The sequence below is a fragment of the Micrococcus sp. KRD026 genome (assembly GCF_017168445.1).
GTDB lineage: Bacteria > Actinomycetota > Actinomycetes > Actinomycetales > Micrococcaceae > Micrococcus > Micrococcus luteus.
In genome coordinates, this window is the sequence record NZ_JABFBA010000030.1 from 18,109 (window position 1) to 28,373 (window position 10,265).

The window sequence follows — 10,265 nt, forward strand, 5'->3', positions numbered from 1 at the left end:
GAGGACCCCCTATGAGCCATGCCGTCCCGACCGCCGTGACGCCCCACAGGACAGCCGCCCCGGAGCGACCGCTCCGGGTGCGGGTGGCGGCCGTCTACGCAGTGGTGGTGGCGCTCCACGTCCTCGCCGCGGCGCTGCTGCTGGGCGGGTACGGCGGAGCGTCGCCCTCGCCCGTGCTCCTGGCCGCGCTCGTCACCGCCTACGGGGCGGGGCTCAAGCACAGCTACGACTGGGACCACATCTCCGCGATCGACAACTCGACGCGCAAGTTCGTCTCCGAGGGCGGCAGCCCGGCCGGCGTGGGCCTGGCGTTCAGCCTGGGCCACTCCCTCGTGGTGACTCTCGCGGCGGTCTTGGCCGTCGCCGGGGCGGGGCTCATGCAGGGGGCCTTCGCCGATGGGTCGCCGGCGAACCGGGTGCTCGGACTGATCGGCACCGGCGTGTCCGGTGGCTACCTGCTGCTGCTCGGCGTGTACAACGGCGTCTCGGCGCTGCGGCTGCGCCGGGCGTCCGCAGTACGGCGTCCGGGCCCGGCGGAGGAGCCCACGGGTCTGGTCACGCGCCTCCTGCGGGCCCCGCTGCGCCGTGTGCGCTCCCCGCGGGACATCTTCGTCATCGGGTTCCTCTTCGGCCTGGGCTTCGACACGGCCACGACCATCGGCCTGCTGCTGCTGGCCGTGTCCGTCTCCGCCGCCGGCATCCCCCTGGTGACCCTGCTGGCGCTGCCGGTGGCGTTCACCGCCGCCATGACGCTCTGCGACACCACCAACGGGCTGGGCATGATGCGGCTCTACTCGAGCGCTCTGCAGCAGTCCGAGCGCCGGCGCCGCTTCAACCTCGTCGTCACCTCCGTGTCCGCGGTCTCGGCCCTGTTCATCGCGGTGCTCACCCTCGGCGCGTTCGTCCATGAGCTGCTGGGCTTGACGGACCCGGTGACCACCTGGCTGGCGGAGGTGGACCTCGGCCACGCGGGACTGGCGCTCGTCGGCGTCTTCGTTCTCATCTGGCTGTGCGCCGCCCTGCTCGAGCACCGGCGCGGCCGGGTCTGTCCCGTGGGGGATGGGGCATGACGACGTCGACCACGGCTCCGTCCCGATCCCCCCGTGCGCCGCGTCCCCTCGGGACGGCCCTCCGCACGGTGCTGCGCGGGGTGTCCCAGATCTTCTTTCTGGAGAACTCCCTGAGCGGCGCGCTGATCCTGGGTGCCCTGGCGCTGATGCACCCCTGGGCGGCGGTGACGACGGCCCTGGGCTCCGCCGTGCAGGCGCTGTGCTCGGCCGTCCGGCACCCCGACGAGACCGAGGACGACCTGCGGGCCCGGGCGGTCGTGCTCGGCGACGAGGCGCGGCACGGGATCATGGGCTACAACGGCGCGCTCGTGGGGGCCGCCGCGGCGCTCGTCTTCGCGCCCACCCCCCTCACAGCCGTGCTGGCCACGGTGGTCGGCGCCGCAGCCTGCGTCCCCGTGCACGTGCTCGTGGCCCGGCTCTTCGCGACCCGGCCCCTGCGCTCCGCGGGACTCCCGGTGTCCACCGCCCCGTTCTGCCTGACCGCGGGCATGCTGACCCTCCTCACGGCCGCCCTCGCCGGGCCCTCCGCCCCGCTGACCTCATCCGGGTCCCCGTGGCCCGGTCTCGGCCTGGGACTGCTCAACAGCTTCGCGGAGGTGGTCCTGGCGGACGGCGCCCTCCCGGGCGCGCTGATCCTGGCGGCCCTCTTCGTGGGGTCCTGGCGGGTGGGGCTCTACGGGCTGTTCGGCGCGGTGGCCTCCTTCGCCGCGGCCCGTCTCATCGTGGGGCACGAGCTCACGGACGTGTCCACGGGCCTGTGGGGGTACAGCTCCGTGCTCGTCGCCATCGCGCTCGGCGCGGTGGTCCAGGGGCTCGGCGGCTGGCGACGGCGGGTGCCGCTCGTCGTCGTCGGCGTGGCGCTGAGCCTGGCCTTCCAGCACGTGCTGGTGGAGACCGCGATCCCGGTGTTCACCTGGCCTTTCCTGCTGGGCATGTGGGCCACGCTGCTGCTGGTCGCCGGGGCGCGGCGGGCGGCCGGCCGGGGCTGAGACCCGACGTCCGGAGGAGGGCCGGATCAGGCGGCGAGCCAGAGGTCCGGGCCGAAGATCTCGTAGCGGATGGACGTCGCGGGCACGCCGGCGTCGATCAGCTTCGAGCGGGTGGACTGCATGAACGCGAGCGGGCCGCACAGGATGTAGTGCCCGTCGCGGGGCAGTTCGACGTCGTCGAAGTGCATCACACCCTCGACGGTCGTGACGCCCTCGGGGTCCTGCTCCGGCCGCACCCCGAGGAAGAGGCGGGCGTCGCCGTGCGGCAACGCCGCCAGGGACTCCGTCACCTGTTCGCGCAGGGCCACCGCCTCCCAGGACGCGTCGCCGTGGAAGAGGAGGACCTGGCGGTCCGAGCCCTGCTGGGCGAGCGCGTCCAGGATCGCCGCGGCCGGGGTGATGCCGATGCCGGCGGTCGCCAGGACCAGGGGAGCGGTGGAGTCCTCGTCCTCGAGGGTGATGTCGCCGTAGGGGTTGGACAGCTCGATGACGTCGCCGACCTCCACGTTCTGGATGAGCATGGGCGAGACCTCGCCGCCCTCGTCCAGCTTCACGGTGATGACACGTTCGGTGGTGGACTCGGCCTTCTCGGAGAGGGAGTACTGGCGGCACTGGCGCAGGCCGTCCTCGACCTTCAGGCGCACGGACACGTAGCCGCCGGCCCTGCCGCGGGACTGCGGGGTGTCGTCGGCCGGCTCGAAGCGGAAGGTGACGGCCGCGTTGCCGGTGGGCTCCTTCGCGACGACCCTCCAGTCCGTCCACATCCTGTCGTTGGCCTGCTGGGCGTAGAGGCCCTTCTCGATCTTGATGAGGGCGTCGGCCATGAGCCAGTAGACCTCGGTCCAGGCGTCGGCCACCGCGGGGGTGACGGCGTCGCCGAGCACCTCGCCGATGGCCCAGAAGAGGTTCTCGTAGACGATCGGGTACTGCTCCTCGACGATGCCGAGGGCGGTGTGCTTGTGGGCGATGCGGGACAGGACGGCCTCGGGCAGGGTGCCCGGGTTCTCGAGCAGGTGCACCGCGAACTTCACGATGGATCCGGCGAGGGCCTGGGCCTGCTCGCCGTTGCGCTGGTTGGCGCGGGAGAAGACGCCGTCGAGGAGCTCGGGGTGGGCCTCGAACATGTGGGCGTAGAACAGGGGCGTGATCTCCGGCATGTGCTCGGCGACGACGGCGGCGGTGGCCTCGATGACGGGGCGGGACTTCTCGGACAGCACGGGGGTCTCCGTCTCCTCGGTGGGGAATCTTGCGCTGATTTTGCCAGATTACACCCGGCCGTCGCCGCCGGGAACTCGCCCCCGGCCCGTTCCGTCAGTGCGCCACGGGGATCTCCGGCAGGCCCAGCAGCACGGGCCCGCCGACAGGCCCAGCGCTCACCAGATCCCGGATCCGCACGGTGTCGAGCTCGGCGAGGAAGGCCTCGCGTGCGCGGTGCAGGGCGCCGCGCAGGCGGCAGTCGCCGGCGTAGGGGCACGCCACCCCGGAGTCGCGCCCGGCGCAGTCGATCACCTCGTCGCGGCTGCTCAGCGAGCGCACGAGCTCGCCCACACGCTGGTCCAGACCGGCCGCGGCGATCATGGCCCCGCCGTGCCGACCGCGCAGCACCTCGATGGTCCCGCGGCGGCGCAGCTCGGCGACCGCCTTGATCACGTGGTTGTAGGGCACCTGGATCCGGTCCGCGATCTGCTGGCTGGTGAGCCGTTCGCCCTCGGCGGCCGCGAGCGTCATCAGCACCCGCAGGCAGACGTCGGTGTAGGCGCTCAGCTTCATCCCCCCATCATCCCACCGGTGCACGGCCCCGCCGCGCCTGCGGTGTCCGGGCCGGTTGGCATACTGACGCCATGGACGCCACCTCGCACCCCGACGCCGGCCCCCGCCTCCCCGAGACCTCCGCACCGGGGGGCGACGCCGCGCTGCACGAGGAGGCCCTGGCCGTCCTGCGTCGGCTCGTGGACCGGCCGGACGCGCGATTCAAGGACGGGCAGTTCGAGGCGATCGAGGCGCTCGTGGCCCACCGCCGCCGCGCCCTGGTGGTGCAGCGCACCGGCTGGGGCAAGTCCGCCGTGTACTTCGTGGCCTCCCTGCTGCTGCGCGCCCGCGGCGCAGGGCCCACCCTGATCGTCTCCCCGCTGCTCGCGCTCATGCGGGACCAGGTCGCGGCCGCGGCCCGGGCGGGCGTGCGCGCGGTGTCCGTGAGCTCGGCGAACGCCACGGAGTGGGACGAGGTCCGCGCTCGGCTCGCGGCGGACGAGGTGGACGTGCTGCTGATCTCGCCCGAGCGCCTCACGAACCCCCGGTTCCGGGACGAGCAGCTGCCGGACCTCGTGGCGCGCATGGGCCTGCTCGTGGTGGACGAGGCCCACTGCATCTCCGACTGGGGCCACGACTTCCGGCCGGACTACCGCCGCATCCGGGACCTGATCGGGCTGCTTCCCGCCGAGGGGCCGCGCGCGGTGCCCGTGCTGGCCACCACCGCCACGGCCAACGCCCGTGTGGTGGCGGACGTGGTGGAGCAGCTCGGCGTCGCCTCCGAGCAGGACGTGTTCGTGCTCCGCGGCCCCCTGGCCCGCGCCTCGCTGCGCCTGGGCGTGCTGCGCATGCCCAGCCCGGCCGCGCGCCTGGCCTGGCTCCTCGACCACCTCGAGGACCTGCCGGGCTCCGGGATCGTCTACGCCCTCACCGTCTCCGCCGCCGAGGACACGGCGCGCGCCCTGCGCGAGGCGGGGCACGAGGTGGTCGCCTACACGGGCCGCACAGACCCGGAGCGTCGCGCCGAGATCGAGGAGGACCTCAAGGCCAACCGGGTGAAGGCCGTCGTGGCCACCTCGGCGCTCGGCATGGGCTTCGACAAGCCGGATCTGACGTTCGTGGTGCACCTCGGTGCGCCGGGCTCGCCCGTGGCGTACTACCAGCAGGTCGGCCGCGCCGGCCGTGGGACGGACCACGCGGACGTGCTCCTGCTGCCCGGGCCCGAGGACCGTCGCATCTGGGAGTACTTCGCCACCGCCTCCATGCCGGACGAGGAGCAGGCGCGCGCCGTGCTGGGGGCGCTCGCGGACCACGGCGGGGCCCTCTCCGTGGCGGCGCTCGAGCCGGACGTGCGGATCAAGCGCACCTCCCTGGAGCTGCTGCTCAAGGTCCTCGCCGTGGACGGGGCGGTCGAGCGGGTGGGCGGCGGCTGGCGCGCCACCGGGCGGGAGTGGACGTACGACGCCGAGCGGTACGCCCGCGTGGCCGAGGCCCGCCGGGCCGAGGAGCGGCTCATGCTCGACTACCAGACCACGGACCGGTGCCGCATGGAGTTCCTGGCCCGCACCCTGGACGACCCCACCGCCGCGCCGTGCGGCCGCTGCGACGTCTGCGCCGGCCCCTGGTACCCCACGGGATCGGACGGGGCGGCGCGGGAGCGCGCGGAGGCCGCCCTGCGCCGCACCGGTGTGCCGATCGAGCCCCGTCGCATGTGGCCCTCAGGCATGGACCGGCTGGGCGTGCCCGTCAAGGGGCGCATCGCGTCCGAGTCGCAGGCCGAGGAGGGCCGCGCGCTCGCCCGCCTGACGGACCTCGGGTGGGGCACCGTCCTGCGGGACCTGCTGGACCGGGAGGACGCCCCGGTGCCGGAGGAGGTCCTGCGGGGCGCCGTCGATGTCCTGGCCTGCTGGGGGTGGCGGACGCGGCCGATCGCCGTCGTCGCGATGCCCTCGCGCACCCGCCCGCAGCTGGTGGGGTCGTTCGCCGAGGGGATCGCCCGGATCGGCCGGCTGCCGTTCCTCGGCTCGCTCGAACACGCGCGCGGCGGCCCCACGGCCGGGCCGGGCGGCAACAGCGCCTACCGGCTCGGGTCCGTGTACGGCCGGTTCGCCGTCCCCGAGGCGATGGCGCAGATGCTGCGCACCGCCCCGGACGCCGGCCGCCACGGCCCCGTGCTGCTGGTCGACGACCTCGTCGACTCGCGGTGGTCGCTCGCCGAGGCCGCGCGGGTGCTGCGCGAGGCCGGCGCCCAGGGGGTGCTGCCGCTCGTCCTCGCCCAGGCCGGATGAGCCGCCGAGGTCAGCGCTCCGCGCGGACGATCGCCAGCACGGCGTCGCGGAGCGCATCCATGGTGGCGGCCGTGCGGGCCTCGCCGTTGTAGCGCAGGAACGGCTCCGTGTTGGACGGGCGGAGGTTGAACCACCACGTGCCGTCCTGGGCGGCGACCGTGGTGCCGTCCATGCGGGTCACCGTGGTGGCCACCCCGGCGAAGTCCTCGTGTACGGCCCGGCCCTCGCCGACGCCCTCGCCCACGGCGGGGGCGAACTGCGCCACCACCGCGGCCACGGCGGCGTCCTTGTCCGCGACCTGCGAGTTGATCTCTCCGGAGGCCACGTACGGCTCGTACTCCTCGGCCAGCTCGGACAGCGGCTGCTCCTGGCCGCCCAGGGCCGCCAGCACGTGCATGGCCGCGAGCATGCCGGTGTCCGCGTTGAAGAAGTCGCGGAAGTAGTAGTGCGCGGAGTGCTCACCCCCGAAGACGGCGGACTCGGCGGCCATGACCGCCTTGATGAAGGAGTGGCCCACGCGGGTCTCCACGGCCCGGCCCCCGTCGGCCGCCACGAGCTCGGGGACGGCGCGGGAGGTGATCAGGTTGTGGATGACCACGGGGGTCTGCTCACCGTCGGCCTTCGCGCGGGCGATCTCGCGGCGGGCCACCAGGGCGGTGACCGCGGAGGGGGAGACCGGGGCGCCCTGCTCGTCGATCACGAAGCAGCGGTCGGCGTCGCCGTCGAATGCCAGGCCGATGTCCGCGCCGTGCTCCACGACGGCGGCCTGCAGGTCCCGGAGGTTCTCCGGCTCCAGCGGGTTGGCCGGGTGGTTCGGGAAGGTGCCGTCCAGCTCGAAGTAGAGCGGCTCGATCTCCAGCGGCAGGGCGGCCAGCTCGGCGTCGCCGAGGACGGCCGGGGTGGTCTTGCCCGCCATGCCGTTGCCCGCGTCCACCACGACCTTCAGGCGGCGCACCCCCGTCAGGTCCACGAGCGAGCGCAGGTATGCGGCGTAGCCGGGGAGGATGTCCTCCTCCGTCACGGTGCCGGCGGTCTCGGCGGCGGGGATCTCACCGGCGTCGAGGTAGGCCTGGGCCGCGTCGCGGATCTCGAACAGCCCGGTGTCCGAGGAGACCGGCACGGCGCCGGCCTGGGCCATCTTCATGCCGTTGTACTCGGCCGGGTTGTGCGAGGCGGTGAACACCACGCCCGCGGCCTGCTTCACGCCCGCCGCGTAGTAGAGCATGTCCGTGGAGATCAGCCCCAGGGTGACGACGTCGGCGCCGCGGCGCGTGGCACCCTCGGCGAAGGCCGTCATGAACGCGGGCGAGGAGGGGCGCATGTCCCCGCCGACCAGCACGGTCTGACCGGCCAGGCCCAGCACGTCCACGAAGGCCGCGCCCACCGCGCGGACGCTCTCCGCCGTGATGGATTCGCCCACGATGCCGCGGACGTCGTACGCCTTGAAGGAGTCGTGCAGGTCGAGGGAGGGGGTCGAGGTAGTCACCCGACCGATCGTAGTGGACAGCCTGGATACAGTGAGGGCGTGCCCCCGACCACTCCGCCCCCGAGCGCGGGGCCCCCGGCCGTCCCGCCGTCGGGACCCGCACCGGCCGCCCCCGGGGAGGCCGCGTATCGCAGGCTGCTGATCGGGCTGTTCCTGGCCGGGGTGGCCACGTTCGCCCAGCTCTACTCCCCGCAGGGTCTGCTGCCGCTGGTCAGCGACGACCTGGGCGTCCCCGCGGACCGCGCCGCCCTGCTCGTCTCCGCCAGCACGCTCGGCCTCGCCCTGTCGGTGGTGCCGTGGTCCGTGGCCGGGGACCGGTGGGGCCGCCGACGCGCCATGGTGGTCTCGATGGTCTCCGCCAGCGCGTGCGCGCTCGCGGGCGTCCTCGCGCCCACGTTCGAGGCCATGCTCCGCCTGCGCCTGCTCGAGGGCATGGCGCATGGGGGCGTCGCGGGACTCGCCGTGGCGCTGCTGGCGGAGGAGGTGGCCCCGCACGCGGTCGCGGCGGCCGCCGGCACCTACATCGCCGGCACCACCCTCGGCGGTCTCTCCGGCCGGCTCCTGGCTCTGCCCGTCGCGGAGGCGTCCTCGTGGCGCGGCGGGATGCTGGCCGTCACCGTGGTCGGGGTGCTGTGCACGGTCGGCTTCCTGGCGATCACGCCGCGCGCCCGGCGTTTCACGCCGTCGCCCACCTCCCCGGCGACGCTCGTGCGCATCGTGCGCGGCCACCTGCGCTCGCCGGAGCTCGTCGCCGTCTACCTGCAGGGGGCGCTGCTGATGGGCGGGTTCGTGGCGCTGTACAACTTCGTGGGGTACCGCCTGCTCGGCCCGCCGTTCTCCTGGACGCCGACGGCGGCCGGCCTCGTCTTCCTCGCCTATCTCGCGGGCACGTGGTCGTCGCCGCGCGCGGGCCGGCTGGCCGCGCGGGTGGGCCGGCTGCCCGTCCTGGCCGGCGCGACGGCGGCCATGGCGGCGGGCGTCGCCCTCACGTCGGTCCCGCATCCGGCGGTGCTGGTGCCCGCCCTCGTGCTCGTGACGGGCGCGTTCTTCGCCGCCCACGCCGTGGCCTCCGCGTGGTCCGGGACGGCCGCCCCCACGGGCCGCGCCCAGTCGACCTCCCTGTACAACTTCGCGTACTACGCCGGCTCGAGCCTCTTCGGCTGGCTGGGCGGCGTGTTCCACGAGTCCCACGGGTGGCCGGGGACGGTGCTGATGGTCCTGGCCCTGGTGCTGACCGCCCTGGCGAGCGCCGTCGTCGTGCTGCGCGGACGCGGGACGGCCCCGGCGCGCTGAGCCGCGGCCGTCGTCGGGGCGGGTGTCAGTGGGTCGACCCGCGGGTCACCAGCCGAGGGCCTCGGCATCCGTGCCGGTGGCGGACCGGGCCTGGTCGCGCCAGGCGGCGAGGACCTCCGGGTCCTGCAGCTCGAGCCACGCGATCATCTGCTGGTAGGTCACGCAGTAGGTGTCCTCCTCGACGCAGACCTCCCGCATGACCTTCTCCACCGCCGGGTTGAACGCGTTGAGACCCCAGTCGTTGAAGTGGTTGCCGAAGACCAGCGGGGCGCGGTTGCCCGCGAGCGCCGAGTCGTACATGTAGCGGTAGGTGCGGTACTGGAAGTCGGTGAGTCGGGCGACGTCCTCCGGGATGTCCTTGCCGCCGTTGCCGGAGATCCAGAAGTTGTAGTCCATCGCCATCACGAACGGGCTGGCCGCGCCCTTCTCGGCGAGCACGGGGGACCAGGTCATCGGCATCTCGAACTCCCAGATCCCGTCCTCCTGGTAGGGCCAGGCGACGCCGGAGGCGGCCGCGGCACGCGACGTGTCGTACTCGAGTCCGTTGTCCTTCCACATCGGGACGAGCTGGTCCCACTGCCCGTCGAGGCAGGGCAGACGGCCGCCCTTGACGTCCTCGGGGGTGACCTCCAGCGCCGGCAGGGAGCTGCCCGGGTTGTAGGCGGCGGGGTCGGAGAGGATGTCCCTGAACGAGCCGTACTCCTGCTCCCACTCGGCCGTCGACCACTTGTCGCCGCCGTACGTCGCAAGGGCGCACAGGTGGCCCGCGTAGTGGGTGCCGATCTCGTGGCCGGCGGCGTGGGCCGTGTTGATGTTCTCGATGCGCTGCGCCACCTCGGCCTCGTCACCGCCGAACTCCGTGCCCACGTAGCCGGGCGTGTTGCCGGGTGCCGTGTAGTTCTCCCGGTTGGCGGTCTCGATCAGGTTGATCGCGGACTGGAACACCGTGAACTTCGCGTCGGAGTCCGCCGCCGCGTCCAGGAAGGTCTTCCAGCGCGCGTCCTGACGGCCGCCGTCGAAGGAGAAGAGGACGAACTGCGGCGGGCGCTCCTCCGCCGTGAAGGCCCGCATCGGCACGCCCTCATGGGAGCGGGCGGCCAGGGGGACCGCGGGGCCCGCGGGGTCTGCGGCGGCCGACGGCGAGCCCTCGCCGGACGACGCCGCAGCCTGCGAGGAGGCCGCATCCGAGGACCGTCCCTGCGAGGACGAGGCCTCGGATCCGTCCGCAGATGCGGGCGAGGAGACGGCAGCGTCCGTGGCGCCGGAGGACCCGGCTGCCGTCCCCTCGTCCCCCTGCGGGGCGGCGCAGCCGACCAGCACGAGGGCGAGCGCCACCGACGTCCCCCACCAGCGGCGTCGCCGGGGCGAGGGGGTGTCGACCTGTCTCTTA

General features: G+C 73.9%; 8 protein-coding genes. 4 read left to right on the forward strand and 4 right to left on the reverse strand.

Features of this window, described 5'->3' with window-relative positions:
• Positions 1-11 precede the first annotated feature (11 nt).
• Both J1M40_RS10795 and J1M40_RS10800 read left to right on the forward strand, forming a co-directional pair.
• Positions 12-1,070, forward strand: coding sequence for a HoxN/HupN/NixA family nickel/cobalt transporter (locus J1M40_RS10795; protein WP_100056467.1), 1,059 nt, complete (start codon positions 12-14; stop codon positions 1,068-1,070).
• Positions 1,067-2,059, forward strand: coding sequence for an urea transporter (locus J1M40_RS10800; RefSeq protein WP_060775568.1), 993 nt, complete (start codon positions 1,067-1,069; stop codon positions 2,057-2,059). The genes J1M40_RS10795 and J1M40_RS10800 overlap by 4 nt, the downstream gene beginning before the upstream one ends.
• A gap of 26 nt (positions 2,060-2,085) precedes the next feature.
• Here J1M40_RS10800 and J1M40_RS10805 read toward each other — a convergent pair whose 3' ends face one another.
• Together J1M40_RS10805 and J1M40_RS10810 are read right to left on the reverse strand one after the other, a co-directional pair.
• On the reverse strand, positions 2,086-3,276 hold the full coding sequence (locus J1M40_RS10805; protein WP_087113713.1) for a globin domain-containing protein: 1,191 nt from the start codon (positions 3,274-3,276) through the stop codon (positions 2,086-2,088).
• Between the two features lie 94 nt (positions 3,277-3,370).
• Positions 3,371-3,829, reverse strand: coding sequence for an Rrf2 family transcriptional regulator (locus J1M40_RS10810; RefSeq protein WP_002858036.1), 459 nt, complete (start codon positions 3,827-3,829; stop codon positions 3,371-3,373).
• A 71-nt stretch (positions 3,830-3,900) separates the two neighbouring features.
• Between J1M40_RS10810 and J1M40_RS10815 the strand changes: the two genes are divergently transcribed.
• Entirely contained in the window at positions 3,901-6,096 is a 2,196-nt protein-coding gene (locus J1M40_RS10815; RefSeq protein WP_206450788.1) for a RecQ family ATP-dependent DNA helicase, read from the forward strand.
• Between the two features lie 10 nt (positions 6,097-6,106).
• Here J1M40_RS10815 and J1M40_RS10820 read toward each other — a convergent pair whose 3' ends face one another.
• Entirely contained in the window at positions 6,107-7,582 is a 1,476-nt protein-coding gene (locus tag J1M40_RS10820) for a phosphomannomutase/phosphoglucomutase (protein WP_206450789.1), read from the reverse strand.
• 141 nt (positions 7,583-7,723) lie between these two features.
• Here J1M40_RS10820 and J1M40_RS10825 point away from each other — a divergent pair, with 141 nt between their 5' ends.
• Complete coding sequence (locus J1M40_RS10825) at positions 7,724-8,875, forward strand: MFS transporter (RefSeq protein WP_256369580.1); 1,152 nt, start codon at positions 7,724-7,726, stop codon at positions 8,873-8,875.
• A gap of 45 nt (positions 8,876-8,920) precedes the next feature.
• On the opposite strand, the gene J1M40_RS10830 is transcribed toward J1M40_RS10825, so the two are convergent.
• A partial coding sequence (locus tag J1M40_RS10830; protein ID WP_241252233.1) for a hypothetical protein occupies positions 8,921-10,265 on the reverse strand: 1,345 nt, incomplete at its 5' end.